The 18,308-nt window shown below is 36.0% G+C and carries 16 protein-coding genes; all 16 read left to right on the plus strand.

Features of this window, described 5'->3' with window-relative positions; all coding sequences use genetic code 11:
* The first annotated feature begins 13 nt into the window (after nucleotides 1-13).
* The 16 genes from C7954_RS04700 to C7954_RS04775 all read left to right on the plus strand — a co-directional run bounded on the left by C7954_RS04700 (nucleotide 14) and on the right by C7954_RS04775 (nucleotide 18,294).
* Nucleotides 14-1,909 (plus strand): SpoIVB peptidase S55 domain-containing protein, encoded by a 1,896-nt coding sequence (locus C7954_RS04700; protein WP_089655629.1) that lies wholly within the window; start codon nucleotides 14-16, stop codon nucleotides 1,907-1,909.
* A gap of 38 nt (nucleotides 1,910-1,947) precedes the next feature.
* Nucleotides 1,948-6,384, plus strand: a complete 4,437-nt coding sequence (locus C7954_RS04705; RefSeq protein ID WP_134058865.1) for a translocation/assembly module TamB domain-containing protein — start codon at nucleotides 1,948-1,950, stop codon at nucleotides 6,382-6,384.
* Nucleotides 6,385-6,394: 10 nt separating this feature from the next.
* Complete coding sequence (locus tag C7954_RS04710) at nucleotides 6,395-8,122, plus strand: BamA/OMP85 family outer membrane protein (protein WP_073158624.1); 1,728 nt, start codon at nucleotides 6,395-6,397, stop codon at nucleotides 8,120-8,122.
* Nucleotides 8,123-8,202: 80 nt separating this feature from the next.
* Nucleotides 8,203-8,655, plus strand: a complete 453-nt coding sequence (locus tag C7954_RS04715; RefSeq protein ID WP_089655632.1) for an OmpH/Skp family outer membrane protein — start codon at nucleotides 8,203-8,205, stop codon at nucleotides 8,653-8,655.
* A 34-nt stretch (nucleotides 8,656-8,689) separates the two neighbouring features.
* Nucleotides 8,690-9,577 (plus strand): hypothetical protein, encoded by an 888-nt coding sequence (locus C7954_RS04720; protein ID WP_223174466.1) that lies wholly within the window; start codon nucleotides 8,690-8,692, stop codon nucleotides 9,575-9,577.
* Between the two features lie 25 nt (nucleotides 9,578-9,602).
* Nucleotides 9,603-9,923 (plus strand): hypothetical protein, encoded by a 321-nt coding sequence (locus C7954_RS04725; protein WP_073158626.1) that lies wholly within the window; start codon nucleotides 9,603-9,605, stop codon nucleotides 9,921-9,923.
* Between the two features lie 31 nt (nucleotides 9,924-9,954).
* Complete coding sequence (gene lpxD, locus C7954_RS04730; protein ID WP_089655634.1) at nucleotides 9,955-11,019, plus strand: UDP-3-O-(3-hydroxymyristoyl)glucosamine N-acyltransferase; 1,065 nt, start codon at nucleotides 9,955-9,957, stop codon at nucleotides 11,017-11,019.
* A 65-nt stretch (nucleotides 11,020-11,084) separates the two neighbouring features.
* Nucleotides 11,085-11,951 carry a UDP-3-O-acyl-N-acetylglucosamine deacetylase gene (gene lpxC, locus C7954_RS04735; protein ID WP_073158630.1) on the plus strand — a complete coding sequence of 289 codons (867 nt, stop codon included), beginning with the start codon at nucleotides 11,085-11,087 and terminating at the stop codon, nucleotides 11,949-11,951.
* 1 nt (nucleotide 11,952) lies between these two features.
* On the plus strand, nucleotides 11,953-12,402 hold the full coding sequence (fabZ, locus tag C7954_RS04740) for a 3-hydroxyacyl-ACP dehydratase FabZ (protein WP_073158632.1): 450 nt from the start codon (nucleotides 11,953-11,955) through the stop codon (nucleotides 12,400-12,402).
* A 21-nt stretch (nucleotides 12,403-12,423) separates the two neighbouring features.
* Nucleotides 12,424-13,242 carry an acyl-ACP--UDP-N-acetylglucosamine O-acyltransferase gene (gene lpxA, locus C7954_RS04745; RefSeq protein WP_073158635.1) on the plus strand — a complete coding sequence of 273 codons (819 nt, stop codon included), beginning with the start codon at nucleotides 12,424-12,426 and terminating at the stop codon, nucleotides 13,240-13,242.
* Between the two features lie 10 nt (nucleotides 13,243-13,252).
* Nucleotides 13,253-14,083 carry an LpxI family protein gene (locus C7954_RS04750; protein WP_073158638.1) on the plus strand — a complete coding sequence of 277 codons (831 nt, stop codon included), beginning with the start codon at nucleotides 13,253-13,255 and terminating at the stop codon, nucleotides 14,081-14,083.
* Nucleotides 14,077-15,222, plus strand: a complete 1,146-nt coding sequence (gene lpxB, locus C7954_RS04755) for a lipid-A-disaccharide synthase (protein WP_081374554.1) — start codon at nucleotides 14,077-14,079, stop codon at nucleotides 15,220-15,222. Before C7954_RS04750 ends, lpxB begins: the two co-directional genes overlap by 7 nt.
* Nucleotides 15,215-15,817, plus strand: coding sequence for an LPS export ABC transporter periplasmic protein LptC (lptC, locus tag C7954_RS04760; protein WP_073158640.1), 603 nt, complete (start codon nucleotides 15,215-15,217; stop codon nucleotides 15,815-15,817). The genes lpxB and lptC overlap by 8 nt, the downstream gene beginning before the upstream one ends.
* Entirely contained in the window at nucleotides 15,810-16,469 is a 660-nt protein-coding gene (locus C7954_RS04765; protein WP_073158643.1) for an LptA/OstA family protein, read from the plus strand. Before lptC ends, C7954_RS04765 begins: the two co-directional genes overlap by 8 nt.
* Entirely contained in the window at nucleotides 16,459-17,178 is a 720-nt protein-coding gene (gene lptB / locus C7954_RS04770; RefSeq protein WP_073158645.1) for an LPS export ABC transporter ATP-binding protein, read from the plus strand. Before C7954_RS04765 ends, lptB begins: the two co-directional genes overlap by 11 nt.
* A gap of 15 nt (nucleotides 17,179-17,193) precedes the next feature.
* The gene (locus C7954_RS04775) at nucleotides 17,194-18,294 is read left to right on the plus strand and encodes an LptF/LptG family permease (RefSeq protein ID WP_134058868.1); all 1,101 of its coding nucleotides are present in this window, start codon (nucleotides 17,194-17,196) and stop codon (nucleotides 18,292-18,294) included.
* The last annotated feature ends 14 nt before the right edge of the window (nucleotides 18,295-18,308 follow it).

An 18,308-nucleotide genomic window follows, 5' to 3' on the forward strand; every position in this document is an offset into this window, starting at 1 on the left:
AGAGTGATCAAAGTTGAATAAAAACAGAAGAAGAGTTTTATTATATATTTTAATAGTATTAGTTTTTCTTAATGCCCCAGTACTTGCTGCAGAAGATATTATGTCTTTAGAAGAAGTAGAGGCAGGAATGACAGGTTATGGGAAGACGGTTTTTTCTGGCAATGAAATAGAAAAATTTGAAATTGAAGTTATTGATGTACTGGATAACCGCAGTTTAGATGAAGATCTAATTTTAATTAAATTAACTGGTGATAAAGCAGAAGAATTTGGAGGTATTGCTGCTGGAATGAGCGGCAGCCCGATTTACATTGAAGACCGGCTAATTGGAGCAATTGGTTATGGTTGGAATAACAGCAGTCATCGTTATGGCCTGGTGACTCCGATTGAAAGAATGCTTAAACTTTTAGATAAAAATGATGTAAAAGCTAGAAATGATAATCTTAGTGATTTAGAAATTGATATCGATAAATTTACCCCAGATAAAAATTTAATCAGAAGTTCAAGTCCAATAATGGTCAGTGGGATCAAAGGCAGAGCTCTGGATAGATTAGAAAAAACTTTATCAGAACTTAATTTAAAGGTTGTACCATCTTCAGGAATAAAAGAAGAGGATAAAAGTTATAAAGAACCCAAACCAGGGGAAGCAATTGCTGTCCAGCTGGTTCGAGGTGATATCAGTGTTGCTTCTATAGGTACCCTGACTTATATTGACCAGGGGAACTTTTTAGCCTTTGGTCATCCATTTACAAATAGAGGTAATGTTAATTATCTTTTAAGTAGGGCTAATATTAGTGCTGTAATACCAAGTTCAGAACAGCCATTTAAATTAGGTTCCCCCTATCACAGATTATTGGGTTCAGTAACCCAGGATAGAGGAGCGGGAATTGCGGGCAGGATGAATAGTTATCCGCATATTACCCCACTCTATATCAATATTTCTGAAAATGGAGAACTGCTGAAAGAAGTTAGCTTACAGATTATCAATGATGAATATTTATTTTCATCACTTGCTAATAACTCTGCTCTGCAGGCGGTTGACTCTGCTTTGGATAGAATTGGCCCTGGCTCAGCTGAATCAAGGGTTAAGATTATGGGGAGAGGTTTACCACAGCTGCAGATAGAATCAACTGATATGTACTACAGCCAAAATGATATCGGCAGTATGGCACTCTCTGATTTCTCACAACTTTTGGATTTAATCTTAACAAATCCATTTAAAGAAATTAATCTAATAGATATTCGCTTAGAATTAGATTTTCAGAAAAAAGACAGTGTTGCTTTAATTCAGGAGGCAAAAGTTTTAAATGAGGAAATTTATCCTGGAGATGAATTAGAAGTAGAGGTAATTTTACACCGTTATCGAAATGGAACTGAAACTAAAACATTGACTATGAAGGTTCCAGAAGATGTGGAGCCGGGAATAGCGACTCTATTTATTGACGGTGGCTATACAGGAGAAACAATGCGGCCTGAAAACACTGCTCCCACACAAAGTCAGGGTGGATTAAATGAAGCTGAAATATCCGGTCATAAAAGTTTTGAATCAATTTTAAACGCTTATCTTGAGTCACCGGATAATAATGATCTAATATTACAACTTTATCCTTCTTATGCAGCCCCTGTTTATCAAGAAAGCAGTGCAGAAGCACCTGTTAAAAATTCAGATAAAAAGAAGCAGGGAGAAGAATCAAAAGAGCAGGATCCTGATAATAAAAGCAATCAGGATTTACCTGCCGCCGAAAATGAAATTAAAGAAACTTTTGCTACAGAGTATGTTTTAGAAGGAAGCTTGAACCTTGATTTAGAAATTCTAAACCCAGCAGAAACAGAAACTGCTGCAGACTCAGAAGCTGAGTCATCTGAATCGGATTCGGCTCAAGCTCAAGGCAAAACAAAAAACAAACAGTAGAGCATTAATTAAAGTCAGGGCTTTGTGGAGGTTTTTAAATGAATAAGCAAATAAAATATCTTTTGGGGGTTTTGATTTTAATGCTGATTGCAGCTTATTTTTTAAGTCTGTTAAGCGGTTTACCCCAATATTTCAAAAATGATATTATTGCTTTTCTGGAAGAGAGATTTTCAGGTGAAATTTCTTTCAGCTCTGTTTCTTTATGGCCTCTAAATCGGCTCCGGCTTGAATCATTTTCTTTTGCAGATCAAAATGGAAATCTTGTAAAAATAGAGCAGCTTAATCTTGACTATAATTTTAATTTTAGCGATTTTGATAACTTAATCAAAATTTCATTTTTAGAAGCTGAAAATGCAGAAATCATCCTGACTGGAGATTTTTCAGCTGTTGAGAAAGGAAGTCAGTCAGCTAACTTAAATAATCAAAATTCGGAAGCGGGAGAATTTAAGCTTGCTAGTTTTGATTTACCAAAATTTTTGGGAGATATTAATGTCAATCTAGTTAATTCAAAATTAACTATAAAAAATGAAGATTATGATTTAGAGCTTTCCAATTTGAATCTTGGGGCTGCTGCTCAGAGTTCTAAAGATTATGTTTTGAATTTGTCAACTTCTATTTTTATAGATCAGTTAAGTTATAATAATTTTAAATTAAATGATTTTGAAGCAGAAAAACTTGAGCTGCAGCTGAAACGAGAAAGCGAAAGTGCTGATTTATATTTTAAGACTGATAACTTGGCCGTTAATTCAATGGTCAATCTATTAGAGCAAAAAAATTATAATTTTGAAGGTTTTAACATTGACTTAAATACTTTAACTGGACTTTTTTCTGCTAAAGGTGAAATTAAATTTGCTAAAAATAAAATTTTAAATTATAAATCAGAAATTGACTTTTCTGAATTAAAAATGACTGCTTTTTATCAGCGTCAAAATCAAAGTGAAAACTTTAATTTAAGCTTTAATGACTTAAAGCTGGTCCTGTCAGGTCCCGAATTTAATTTGGCAGCAGCAGATAACAGTTTTTTGCTTGACGGTAATCTGGTTGATTTTTCTTTCAAACTGGATCAGAACTATCAGTACCAGCTCGAATTAGCAGCCGCTAACTTTAATTATAACTATGATTTATTAAAACCGGAGCTTAGCTCGGGGAATATAAGCTTTGCTCTAAAAGTTGAAGGAGATCAGCAGCAGCTTAAACGAGCTCAGGCAGATATAACTGCCGAAAATGTAGTAAGCAAATATGCTGAGCTTCAAAACTCACATTTAATTGTAAAATTAGTTGATAAAGAAATATTTGTTGAAAAAGCTGAATTTGAGCTGGCAAACAATTCAAAACTTAATCTTCAGGCAAGCTATAACCTGCAGGATGGCAATTATCTTTTAAGTGCGGAAGCCGCAGAAATGAAAATTTCTAATAACCTGATTTCTCTACTTGAAGAATACAATTTGGCTGCTGATTATTTAAATCAACTGCGAAAAATTGAAGATGACAGTCTTGATTTTATTTTAGATATTGCCGGTTATTATAACCATGAAAGTGGGATTTCTGCTGCAGGTGATCTTGACTTCGACTTCAGCTTTGTCGAAGAAGAGAGCGAAATTCAGCTGGAAAGTAAGTTTTGGTATACTGATCAGAAATTATTCTTTGATTCCTTAAAATTGATTAGTGATTTTGCATATTTGGATTTGTTAGGAGAAATAGATTTTGCAGCAGAAAACTTTGATCTTCGTTATGCTGCTAAAAATATTGAGCCTGCTTTTTTGAATCAGCTTTTTGACTTAAATCTTAATTATTTGACTGAGATTAATCCAACAATTAATTATATAGAAGGCCATCTGGCTGATAGTTTCAGCAACCCGACTTTTAGTTTAGATTTGGAGATGGACGAACTTCGCTATCAAAACTATGTTCTAAAAGATATTAAAATGAGGGCTGATTATGCCGATGATAAACTGGAATTAGCTGAAGCAAAAGCTTCCGTTAGTCAGGCGCTGCTGCGGGCAAAGGGTAAAATTACTGATCTCACAGGAACAGCAGCAGTAGACTTTAATATTAGAAGTGAAAACTTATATTTTCAAGATATAGCGGCTGCGGCAGGAACTGAGATCCCTTTAACAGGACAGCTGCAGTTAAATGCTGATTTAAGCGGTCCTCTTAGAGATTATGATTTAGATTTTAGTATCAACACTTCAAATCCTGCATTTACCTTTGGTGATCGGGAATTTGAACTCTCAAATTTAAGCAGTAATATTAAAAAGGAAAATGGAAATTTTAAGATTGAAAATTTTTCTTTTAAATATCAAAATTTAAATTTTAAAGCTGATGGAATTTATAATCCGGCAGCAGGTTTTGATTTGAACTATCAATTAACAGGTTTGGAAATTCAGAGTTATTTAAATAGTTATCCCAACCTGACTGAAAAAATTACAGGAAGCTTAAATTTAAATGGAAGCTTAAATGGTCCTTTAGAAGCATTAAGTCTCAATTTCAAGCTTGGATCTGAAGCTTTATATTTTGATGGTTTTGAATTAGATATTCAAGAAAACAATTTTGAATATAGTTTCCAGGCTGATCAGCTTGATATTAATCAATTTAACTTTAGTTTTGCTTCAGGCAGCTATCAAATAACAGGTGAGGCCTTTGATTTTAATACAGTACCTCAATCAAAGCTTAACTTTAAACTGCTTGAGGTACCAACTGAAGAATTTTTTCAAAAATATTTAACCTTTTATCCTTTTGCCCAGGAAGTAATTTTAAAGGGAGAAAGCGAGATTGAAACAAACGGCAGTGAATATAATATTTTCTTAGATATTGCAGCTTATTTGGGACAATCAGCTCAAAGTAGTTTTGCTATAAATGGTGAAATAGGAAAAGAGATAGCTTTAAATTTCAGCGGCTCAGAATTACCACTTGCAGTTGCAGTTGATCAGTATGGTTTTAATTTAGATTTACAATCAGATCTTGATCTTAGTGGTAATATAAGTGGTGGTTTAATGACACCAGTTTTAAACTTGAGCCATACTCTGACCAATATTGAAATCAATGAAACTATTATAGAATCAATAACAGGTGATATTTTAGTTGAAAACCGCAGAAGATTTTCTGCCTCCGAAACTGTTAACTTTAGTGAGGGTGGGAATCTAACTCTAGATGGTAGTTATTCTTTAAATGACAAGCAGCTGAGTTTGACTTCCGATCTGCAGTCACTACCTCTGGCCTTTATTTTATCTTTCTTTGGCGAAGAGATTTCCAGTGATGGCCATCTAAATGGTAACTTAAGGGCTGAAGGAAACATTGATGATCTGCAGTTTAGCGGAGAATTAGCAGCACGGGGAGAGACTCTGGAAGTTGGAATCTGGTCCCCAATAAAGAATTTTGAGGCTGAGATTAATTTCCAGAATGAAAAAGCTCTGCTGCAAAATGTAAACGGTCAATTTGGAGAGGGAAGATTTGAAATCGGAGGTGCTTTTAATCTCTTAGATTCAGATAATTTTTGGGATCTAACTCTAACCGGTCAGGATTTATACTTTGACTATGGATCTTTAACTGGAAACTTTGACAGTCAGTTAAGCTTTAGTGGTTCTCTTCAGGATCCACTCTTGGCAGGAGAACTGCAGATATTTGATTTTATAATTGGCATTCCTTTTAAATGGCCTGCTGGGGGAGGAAAAACTGGAGCTGAAGCTGATGGAGCTGGAGGCAATACGTTCATCCCGCGTATTGATTTAAAACTTGTTCCGGGAAACAATGTAAGGGTAAAAAATAATAACATGGATATTTTAGTTCAAAATGGTGATTTGCACCTTGACTTTAACCACCGCCGTGAAAATCGGTTGATGATGGAAGGCAGACTTAGAAGTAGTGAAGGTAGATTTACTTACTATAATTCTCGCTTTACTTTAAATAGTGCAGAAATCACATTTACACCGGTTGATGAGGGAGATATTCCTAACCTACTGGTTAATGCGACAACTTATGCTGGTGGTAGAGAAATTAATATAATCCTTAATGGACCGGCAAACAATATGCGGATTAGTTTTAGTTCGAATCCCGAAATGACAGAAGAAGAAATTTTAAACCTTCTTTCAAGTAGAGGCGCTCTGGGTTCGGCAATAATTGGCGGTGAAAACATTGGAATCCAGCAGATAATCTTACAGGAACTAATTAGAATTGCTAGTGGATTTCTGCAGGAAAATTTAATTTCCGGTATTGAATCCGACTTTAAAACAGTTTTATCATTAGATAGAATAGAAATTGATACCCTGCAGTATGGTACAGAAAGAGAAGTTGCAATTTATCTCGGTAAAAATCTCAGTCAGCGCTTTTATCTTGAGTATGCAGCATTTTTTGGTGAGGAAGAAAGAAATAACGAGATATCTTTTCAATATAGATTAAATGAGATTACGACCTTAAAAGGAAGTTATTTAGGTGAAGATGAATATCAGATAACTTTAGAAAATGAAATTGAATTTTAGGAGGAAAAAAATGCGGAAGAAGTTGTTTTTGGGTGCAATAATTGTTTTAGCTGCTCTGTTATTTTTTACAGGAATAACTGCAGCGCAAAATATTCCTATTGATGAGGTGACTAAAATTACAGTTGATGGGAATCAATATGTCAGTGATTTTGAAATTTTGACTGCTGTTACAACAGAGGTTGGAGATCAAACTGACCAAGAATCTTTAAGAGCAGATATGCAGTCTATCTTTGAGCTTGGTTATTTTTCAGATGTGAATATTGTTTTTGAAAATTACCAGGGAGGACTTAATGTTATTTTTGAAGTTGTAGAAAACCCGGTTTTAGAAGAAATAGAGATATCGGGTAATGAGCCTATTTACAGTCGAGATAAAATTATCGAGATTTTGGATCTGGAATTAGGTGCTGTTTTAAATGTAAAAAAAATGAATAAAAATCTTAAATCCCTGCAGGAAAAAATGCAGAATGACGGCTATATATTAGCACGGTTTAAGGATGTCAATATTTCTGAAGAAGGAGTATTAACAATAGATATTAGCCCAGGTTATTTAGCCGATGTAAAAATTAAGGGTAACACTAAAACTGACGATAAGGTTATCTTAAGAGAAATTCCGATTACAGCCGGTGATGTTGTTAATATCAACAAGATTCAAAAAGGTTTTCAGAACTTAAGCCGTTTGGGTTATTTTGTTAACCTTAATCCAACTTTAGAGCGAGTAGGTACAGAAGGAAACACAGTAAATTTAGTTATTAATTTAGAAGAAGGGAAAACAGGTAACTTAAAGTTTGGTGGAGGTTATAGCTCCAGTGATGGCTTGATAGGTTTTGTAGATGTCAGCGAAAAGAACCTTTTTGGTAATGGTCAAAATATAGGGGTTAAATGGCAGTTTGGTGATACTACAACTTATTCACTTAATTTTTATGAACCTTATCTCTGGGACAGTGATTTTTCCTTTGGTTTCAGCATCTATGATCGAGAAACAGATAGAACAACTTTTGAAGACTTAGATTACATTAAAAAAAGTAAAGGTGGCAGTATTAGTTTAGGCCATCCACTGCCTAATGATTGGAGAACTTCTTTAAGATATAGAATTGAAGACACAGAAGAGACTTGGGACGAAACAAATCTCAATTATAATGATGTTGTAGAGGGAAATACTTTTTCTGATAATAAACTGCGCTCGATAACTCTTTCTTTTAATCGCGATACTTCAAATAATAGATTTCACCCGACCTCAGGTTCGATAAATAATGTTAGCTTCGAAAATGCTGGCGACTTTTTGGGTGGAAATATGGATTTCACTAAAATTCAATGGGATACCAGAAGATACTTCCCTGGTTTTAGCGATCATGCCTGGGCTCTGAGAATGAAAGTGGGTTTAAGTGACCCACGTACTGATTCTGGAGGTCTGGAAAACGAAGAATATGACCTTGGTGGATCAGATACCCTCAGAGGTTATGACCGAAGTGACTTTGACTTTGAAGACCGTTATAATAACGATCTCTTATTATTTAATGTAGAATATAGAATACCATTTAATGATAGTTTTACTGGAGTTTTATTTACAGATGCTGGTAATGTCTGGGAAGAAAGAGACAGCATCTCTCTAAATGATTTATACTATGGTTATGGATTAGGAGTTCGGATGAATACACCTGTCGGTCAGCTGAGACTTGATTATGGTTGGAATGAAGATTCTGATGGTCAGCTGCATTTCAGTATCGGAAATACATTTTAGGTAGATTATAATTTAACTAAATAAACTTGGCAGTAATCAATCCAGCAGAGTGATAAAATAATTTTTGGAGGCAGATAGTAATGGAATGGAGTGATCGCAAGTTTCAGTTAGCAGTAATTTTACTGCTGCTTGTTATCTTAACATCAATCTTTCTTTTGGACTTTTTAAAGCAGGATGAAAGCGTTGATAGTGTAGCTTATGTAAATTTAAAAAGGGTTTTTGCTGAGCATCCTGCCAAAACAGCAGCTGAAAAAAAGCTGAATCAAAAGGCGGCAGAATACCAACAGCAGCTTGAGCAGAAAGGTGAAGAACTAACTGGAGCAGAACAGAAAGAGCTCCTGCAGTCATACCAAAAAGAGCTCGAGAACTTAGAAGCTGAATTGCTGGCTTCAGTTTTAAACGAAGTAGAAACAATCATTATCGAAACAGCCGCAGCAAAAAGGGTTAAGTTTGTACTAGAAGAAGAAGACGTGCTTTATGGCGGCTATAATTTAACTGATGATGTACTGGCTGAACTAAAAGCCAATTGGTAAAAAGCAAACTTAGAAATTTAAAGGAGGGGGCTTAATGCTGGATGCAAAAGATTATCATCTAATTTCACTTAAATTTTTATATGCCATTTTGCTGGCCCTGTTTTTTGCCTTCCTCTTTGTTTTTGTTTTTATACCAGAGACCAAAGATAGTTATCCGATTTACAGTTTTGAGCGAGAAAGCATAGCTGACTCGAAGAAAATTGAGGTTTTTTCAGAGAATAAAAATGGCAGTTTGCTTTTAGATCTTTCTAAGCAGGAGAACTTTGAGACAGAACTCAAAAATCGGAGTTTTCAAATTATGGAAGCAGCTAAAGGAGCAGTTCTAATCGTTTTAACAAGTAATCATTTAGACAGAATCAATGGTTTACAGGAAAAGGAAGAGCTGCTTTTAACCGAACTAAAAATGCGTTTGAATAATGAAAGTGAAGAACTGCTGCAGCAGAAAAGGCAGGAGCTAGAAGCCAAGCTCTCAGATAAACTACAGACTGTTAGAAGAAATATTCGAGAAAAATATTCTGATTACAGTCAGCAGAAAATTAGAGATAATTATTTAAAAATAATTAATTTAAGGATTGCAGTTGAGGTTCTAGCCAGTAATGAAAGTGAAAAAGAAAAATATCAGTCAGAGCTGAAGCAGGTGCAGCAGCAGCAGAATCAGCTGTTGGCAGAAAAAAATAGTGTTTTAAATGAAGATATTTCTGCTGAAACTAGAACTTTAATTATGGATTTCAACCGTGAATATGCTGAATACAGACAGCAGCTTGAAAACAGACATCAGGAATTAATTGCGGCAAGAGAGGCTGAAATTGAAGAAAAAGTAGCAGCCTACAGACAGGAAATCAAGGCAGAACTCAGCACTAAAAGAGAAGCAAAAGTGGCAGCAATGGATCAGCTGATTGCTAAAAGCAGAAAATATTATTAAGAATAAAAAATAGGGGTTAAAGCAAATGGAATATTATCGAAAAGCAGCAGCAATTTTTATTGTAATTATTACACTAACACTTCCCTTTTATTTGGAAGTTGAATCAGAGGTAGCGGTGGTTGAAATCGAAGCTTTGATTGCAGAAAGTGAATACCTCAGTCAACTAGCAGCTCAGGATATAAAAAAAGAGGCTGTTGAAGCTGAGATAATGTCAGTAATTAAAGAATCTGCAGCAGAATATGCGGCCGCAAATAATTACAGCAGTGTGGTTACAAAACATCTTATTTATAAGGGTGGTAAAAATATAAGCAGCCAATTGGCTCAAAAAATTGATGCTGAAAATTAATTTTATCTAAAAATGGGGAGGACATATTACATTGATAGCAGAAAACGTGAAAGAAAATAAATATAAAATATCTAAATTAGCAGAGATGACAAACTCTGAGGTTAAAGGTGATCAGGAAATTGTTGTAGATAATGCATGTGGGGTTGCTGAAAGTATAAACAGCTCTGTCACTTTTGCTGATCAAAAAGAGTATTTAAGTGAAGCTTTAAAATCTAAAGCTGCAGTGATTGTCAGCAGTTATAAAATTTGCGAAGAGATGGAATCTGATTTAAAAGCTAAAAAAACATTTTTATTAACAGATCATCCACGTCGAGTTTATGCTAAGATTGCTGACATTTTAACACCTCGTCCTTATGAAAATGGAAAAATTTCTAAAAGAGCAGTAATTGATCCAAGCTGTCAACTGGGTAAGGGACTTTCTATTCACCCGGGAGTTGTGATTGCAGAAAATGTTAAAATCGGTGATAACAGTATTATTGCCCCAGGAGTAATTATAGGACCGGATGTTGAAATTGACGAAAATTGTCTGCTTCATCCAGGAGTAATAATAGAAAGAGATACTATTATTAAAAATCATGTTATTATCCAATCCGGTGCTGTAATTGGTTCTGACGGCTTTGGCTTTGCTACAGATAAGAGTGGACATCATAAGATTCCCCAGCAGGGTAATGTAATTATTGAATCAGAAGTAGAAATTGGAGCCAATGTAACTATTGATAGAGGTGCAAGCGGCCCCACAATTATTAAAAAAGGAACAAAACTTGATAATTTAATTCAAATCGGTCATAATGTTGAAGTAGGAGAGGAATCTTTACTTGTGGCTCAATCTGGAATTGCAGGCAGCACAAAATTAGGCCGCAGAGTTACCTTAGGTGGTCAGGCAGGAGTTGTTGGTCATATTAATCTGGCTGATAATACTATTGCTGCCGCTAGAGCAATGGTCACTTCCAGAACTAATGAGGGTGATTTCATTTCTGGCGCTCCAGCTCAACTTCACCGTGATGCGCTTAAGGAACAGGCTTATTTAAGGCGTTTGCCCAAATATATTGAGCGAATTAAAGAACTGGAAAAAAGACTTTCTGAATTAGAAAAATAAATAATTCTTGAATTCTACTGTCAGGAAATATATAATAGACTATTGAAAGGCATTAGAAAGAAAGGATGACGGATTTGTATATAGAAAATGAAGTACAGCAGACGCTAAAAAAAGAAATTGTTGTTCAGGGAATTTCCCTGCATTCTGGTAAGGATGCAGAAATTAGACTGATACCTGCAGCTGAAAATACTGGTATAGTATTTTACCGTGCAGATTTAGATAAAAAAATAAAGATATCAGCTGAACCAGCTTCAGTTGTTAACTTAATCAGAAATACTACAATTGGAAGTAAAGAAATAAAAGAAGCTAAAATAAGCACGATAGAACATCTTATGGCGGCAATCTGGGGTAGTGGGATTGATAATTTAGAAATTGAGGTATCTGGTCCGGAAATACCGGTAATTGATGGCAGTGCTTTTCCATATTATCAGGAAATGATCAAAAGTGGTTTAAAAAAACAGCAGGCTAAAAGAAAAGTCTACCAAATAGAGGAAACAATTTTTGCTAGAGAAGAAGATTCATATATAGCTATTCTCCCTTATGATGGTTTTAAAATTTCATATACTTTAGATTATGATCATCCTGTAATTGGCAGCAGCTACTTTGAATTTGATGCTGCAAAAATGAATTTTGCTGAGGAAATTTCTAAGGCTAGAACATTTGGTTTTGCTTTTGAGATAGAAAAACTGCACGAACAGGGATTAGCCCTGGGTGGAAGTCTTGATAATGCAATTTTAATAGAAGAAACGAAAACAGTTAATTCACTTAGATTTGAAAATGAATTTGTAAGGCATAAGATTTTGGATGTTGTTGGAGACATGTTTTTAAATGGTAGGATCAGGGGTCACATTATGGCCGTTAAATCAGGCCACAGGCTCCATGTAAAATTAGCAGAAAAAATCAGAGAAAAAATGCTTGAGGAGGAAAATTAATTTGAATGAGGTAAACGAAATAATTGATATCAGTGTAATAAGATCGATACTCCCACATCGTTATCCTTTATTATTAGTTGATAAAATTGAGGAAATAAAGAAGAAAGAATCTATTGTAGGAATCAAAAATGTTACTATTAATGAGGAGTTTTTTCTGGGACACTATCCAGAACATCCAATTATGCCGGGAGTTCTAATTGTAGAGGCTATGGCCCAGGTTTCGGGCATTTTAATCTATTATAGCTCTGAAGAAATGGAAGGGAAACTTCCAATCTTTACCAGCATAGATAAGGCAAAATTTAGAACACCTGTTAAGCCAGGTGATCAACTAAGAATAAAGGTTGAAATAGTAAGATTACGCAAAAAGATTGCCAAAGTTCGTGGTGAAGCTTATGTGGGCGATGATCTTGCTGCAGAAGCCGAAATGATGTTTACTTTTGAAAAAATATAGTTCGGAGACCTAGGAAGGGGAATGATAGTCTTGGCAGCAGAAAAAAAGGGGAAAGTGCTCCACATGAGCAATATTCATAAAACAGCAATTGTTGCTCCTGGAGCTAAAATTGGGAAAAATGTAGAAATTGGTCCTTATGCTATTATTGAGGAAAATGTTGAAATAGGAGAAGGAACAGTAGTTGGTCCTCACGTTGTAATCAAAGGTTGGACCACTATTGGCAAGAATAACGAAATATTTCATGGAGCATCTATAGGTTTTGAACCTCAGGACTTAAAGTTTGACGGAGAAAAGAGTTATCTCTTTATTGGAGATAATAATACAATAAGAGAAAATGTAACTATTCACCGGGGGACTGCTGATGGTGGTGGGGAGACAAGAATTGGTAATGATAATTTAATTATGGCCTACTGTCATGTAGCACATGACTGTCAATTGGGCAGTCATATTGTAATGTCTAATGCGACAAACTTAGCAGGTCATGTAGTAATTGAAGATCATACAGTTATTGCAGGTATGGTTGGAGTCCACCAATTTGTCCGCATCGGTAAGATGAGCATGGTTGGTGCCCATTCTAAGGTTGTAAAAGATGTACCTCCTTATATTTTAGTAGACGGTCATCCAGCTGGAGTCAATGGAATTAATGTAGTTGGCTTGAGAAGAAATGGCGTGACCCCTGAAAAAAGAAGAGAAATTAAAAGAGCTTATAAAACTCTTTATAGATCTAAATTAAATATTGATGAAGCAATAGAAAAAATGGACCAGGAATTAGATGCCAGTGAAGAAATTGAGCATTTCCTGCGTTTTTTACGCAATGCCAGCCGCGGAATTTGCCGGTAGGTGAAAATAAATGACTAAAAAAGCTTTAATTGCAGGCTGGGGTGATTTACCAGATCTCTGGGCCGCAAGGGCTCAGGCGGTAGGAGAAGATTTTATAATTTTAAAAATAGCAGAAGAAATTACAGCCGATTTTTCTGAGCTGTCTGTGGAAGAGTATACTGTTAATTTAACTCAATTTGCAGAAATCATAAAAATTATAGAAGAAAATAAGATTGAGGAGATTATCTGGCTGGGTAAAGTGCAGAAGGCTCATTTGTTTGATAATTTTAATCCTGATCAGGTTCTACAGCAGATATTGACTGAGCTGCCTGATTATAACGATGATACAATTTTATTAGCTCTGGCCGAAGAATTTATAAAACGAGATATTAAACTTTTGCCTCAAACTTATTTACTGGAAGATCACTTAGCTGAAGCAGGTATTTTAGCAGGTGAACCTGATTCCCAAATAAAAAAAGAAATGAAATTTGCCTTTGAGGTTGCTTATAATTTAGGCCGTTTTGATATTGGTCAAACTGCTCTGGTTAAAGAGGGGGCAGTAATGGCTTTAGAGGCAATAGAAGGAACTGATGCAGCGATCAAAAGAGCTGCCAAATATGGTGGACCGGGTGTTGTGATGGCTAAATGTAGTAAGAAAGAGCAGGATATTCGTTTTGACCTGCCAACTGTTGGCTTAAAAACTCTGGATAATCTGATCGAAGCTCAGGCTAAAGCTCTAATTATTGAAGCAAATAAAACATTTATTTTAAATAAAGAAGAGTTCTGTCAAAAAGCAGCTGCTAATGATTTAATTGTGGCGGCAGCAGAATTTAATAAAGGAGAATTGATTCTACCTTGCTGAAAATAATGGTTTCTGCAGGAGAAATATCTGGTGATATGCATGCTGCTGCAGTGCTGAAAAAAGTAAAAGGAAAATATCCGGAAGTTGAAATTTTTGGGATGGGATCTACTGCCTTAAAAGAAATGGGAGCGGAAATTTTAATTGACCCAACTGAAATTAGTACGATTGGCTATATTGAGGCTCTCAAAAATCTAAGGCAGCATTTTAAGCATTTATCTAAGATGAAAGAACTGCTTCGAGAAAGAAAGCCGGATCTAGTTTTTTTGGTAGATTATTCTGCTTTTAATATGAAATTAGCTAAAGCCTGCAGTCAGGCTGGGGTTAAAGCGGTTAATTATTTTCCTCCATCTGCCTGGGTTTATAATAAAAAAAGAGCAGCTAAGATGGCTTCTTATGGGACTAAAATTGCGGCTGTTTTTCCGATGGAAAGGGAAGTCTACGCAGAAGCGGGTGCAGATGTGAGCTTTGTCGGTCACCCACTTTTAGATATGGTTTCAGTTGAGGCTGAACCCGAAGAACTGAGAAAAGAATTTAAACTTTCTGATTCAGAACGGTTGATTGGTCTTTTCCCCGGCAGCCGCCGCGGAGAAATAGAATCATTATTACCTGAGATGCTGAAAGCAGCTTCTGAACTAAAGAAAGAAAAGGACGATCTCAAATTCTTAGTTTCAGCTGCTGATGGAATTAAAGAGGAATATCTACAGTCTTTTGTTGATCAGAGTCAAATTAAAGCTCAGATAATAGGTGAAAGTAATTATAAGATTATGAAGGCAGCGGAATTTATAATTACAGCTTCCGGGACTACTGCACTTGAATCTGCAATTTTAAATACACCGCAGATTATCTGTTATCAGGCAGCCTGGACCTCTTATTTTCTGGCTAAGTATGTTTTTAAGATTGAATTTGTTGGTCTGCCAAATATTATTTACGGCAGTCAGATTGTTCCAGAATTACTGCAGAATGATTTTGAAGCAGCAAAGATTGTAGAAATTGCTTTAGAGTGGTTAAACGATCAAAACCAATTAAATAAAATAAAAAATAAACTGCAGATCGTCCGAGAAAAACTTGGCGGTGGTGGTGCAGTAAATAAAACAGCAGAATTACTGCTAAAAGAAGGAGGGCTAAAAAATAGTGGATAAAAAAAGTATTTTTTTAGTGCTCTTTATTTTTATCATTATAGCCTTGGCTTTTTATTTCAGCCTGGATGAAGTTGGTGTTGTTCCCGAAGCAGCTCCACCAGCAGATAATTCTGCCGAAGAAAAATTAAAAGGTGTTAACTTTACAGTTTATAATGACCAAAAAAATCAGCGGTTAAAGCTGATCAGTGAAGAGGTAGATAATTTTAAGAGTGAAAGCCGGATGGAATTAAAACCTATTAAAGGCGAGGTTTATTCTACTGAAAGTGGAAAACTGCTTTATACCTTAGATGGTGATTTTGGTACTTACTACACTGAACTCAAGTATTTAGAAATTAGAGATAATGTTGTTTTAGCTAGTGAAGAATATCATATTCTGGCAGATGAGCTGGATTATGATATGCAGCAAAACTACCTGGAAGGTAGAGGCTCGGTTAAAATTACGGGCAGTGAATTCAAATCATTTGCTGAGGCTTTTAATTCTAATCTTAATTTAAATGACCTTGAGTTATCCAAAAAAAGCAGCCCGGAAAGAGCAAAAATAATTTTTGATGAGCTGCCGGAGGATTCTAAAACAGAGGAGCCTAATAATGAATAAAAAAATTTTTCTTATTTTATTAATAATATTTTTAATTGTACCTGCTGGAGCAGATGCAGCCAGAGAACTGAATGGTGACCAGCTGGACCTGCAGCAGACTGAAGCCGGTCAGGTAATAATTGCCAAAAATAATGTGGAGCTGATCTACGATGAACTTCGGATTACAGCAGAAGATGAGGCTATTTACCGCCGCTATAATGGTGAAATTGAATTCAGAAATAATGTGGAGTTCTTTTACCGCCAGTATGAAGGACAGTCAGTTGAACTAACAGGTAACTTAGAGCAGGAAATTATTCACTTAATCGGTGAAGCTCAAATCACAGGCCCTACTTCTTATATAGAAGCTGATAAAATCGATTTTTATCAGGCTGAAAATAGAATAGAAGTGCAGGGTAATGTTTATCTAGAATATCAAGATTTTTGGGCTGAGGCTGATCAGCTGACATATTATACAGAGCGAAAGTTTATGCATTTAGAAGGAAATGTTAAAGGAGAAAGAAATGGTGAAAGCTTTACAGCTGATGCTGCAGATATAAATCAAAAGACAGAAGAGGTTAAGCTGCAGGGACAGGCACGGGTAACTCTGCCGCGAGCAGAAGAATCAGAAAGCTCTACTGATGAGAATTCGGAGGCAGCAGAGAATGACAATTAGAGCAGAGGCTTTAATCAAAGAATATAATAAAGAAAGAGTAGTTAACGAAGTCGATCTGCAGGTAGAAAGAGGAGAGATCGTTGGCCTTTTGGGTCCCAATGGTGCTGGTAAAACAACAACCTTCTATATGATTCTGGGTTTAATTAATCCTGATGGAGGCGAAATTTATCTTGACCAGCATAATATTTCTAAGTTTCCGGTTTACAAAAGAGCCCGACTCGGTATCGGCTATTTACCACAGGAAGCTTCTATCTTCCGCAAGTTAACAGTTGGCGAAAATTTAAAAGCAATTTTAGAGTATAGAGATTTAAGTAATCAGGAAATGGAATCAATTATTACTGAACTTTTAGCTGAATTTCATATAGAAAATTTAAGAAATCGTAAAGGTTTTCAGCTTTCAGGTGGAGAAAGAAGAAGGGTTGAAATTGCCAGAGCCCTCGCAGCTGATCCGGCTTTTATTCTGCTTGATGAACCTTTTGCCGGGGTTGATCCAATTGCGGTTAATGATATCCAGGAGATTATTAAATATTTAAAAAATAGAGGTCTGGGAGTTTTAATAACCGATCACGGTGTTCGGGAAACCCTGTCGATTACAGATAGAGCTTATATTATGCATGAGGGTAAGATACTTTTATCGGGAACTGCAGACGAAATAGCAGATAATGAACTGGCCCGGAAATTCTATCTGGGCGATAAATTTAAAATTTAGTGAGGTGCATCTTTTTTGAAAACAATTAACAAATATATTTATAAGGAATTGATTGCACCATTTTTCTTTGGCGTAGCAGCTTTTACCGGTATTTTTATCGGGACTGATTTAATTTTTGAGCTGACAGAATTTTATACTGAATGGGGAGTAGATGTTTTTACCCTGATTAGACTTTTCTTTTTAAGTCTGCCCGAAATTATAGTGCTTACCTTCCCCATGGCTTCACTTCTGGGAACTATTATGGCCTATAACCGGCTTTCGGGTGACAGTGAGATTACAGCAATGAGAGCTGGAGGGATCAGTATTATTTCTCTGGTTTTACCTGCTTTAATTATGGGGCTTGTGACCAGTGGGGTGACCATCGGTATTTCAGAATTTCTAGTTCCCAATGCCAATTATCAGGTGGAACAGATAATGTATCGGGCCCGCCACGGAGAGCAGCGGCCGGAAACTCAGTACGATTTGTTTTTAACACCAATGGACAGCAGCACCCGCCGCCCTGATTACATGCTCTATGCTCACAGTTTTAATGGAGATAATGGAGTAATGAAAGATGTAGTTATCCAGAGCTTTGAAGACGGCAGGCCCGATTCAGTGCTGGAGGCAGAAAGTGCTGAATGGTTAAGTGATGGCTGGCATTTCTATAATGGTACGGTCTATTTTTTAGATCAAGAAAACAGACAGCCGGCCCTGAAATTCAGCACCTATCGTTCACGGGAGGAAATTCATTCTCCCTCTCAGACTGGAAAATTGGGTAAGGATATAGATGAAATGAATATTCGGGAGTTAAATGAATATATAGCCTTAAAAGAGAAGCAGGGTAGTACGGCTTATGAGGAGAGAGTTGAGCTGCACAACCGTTTTTCTATTCCTTTGGCCAGCTTTATCTTTGCTCTGCTGGCAGCACCGCTTGGAATTAAACCCCAGCGCTCTGCCGGTTCAGCTACAGGTTTTGGAATCTCAATTATCATCATTTTTATTTATTATGTTTTAATGACAGTCGGTGATGCCTTAGGCAGTCAGGGCAGTATTCAACCCTGGTTTGGTGCCTGGCTGCAGAATATAGTTATCTTTATTGTGGGAATTGGACTGCTTATTAAAACAGCCAGACAATAATTTAGAATAACACA

Origin of the sequence: Halanaerobium congolense (assembly GCF_004366375.1) — a bacterium.
GTDB classification, from domain to species: Bacteria; Bacillota; Halanaerobiia; order Halanaerobiales; family Halanaerobiaceae; genus Halanaerobium; species Halanaerobium congolense.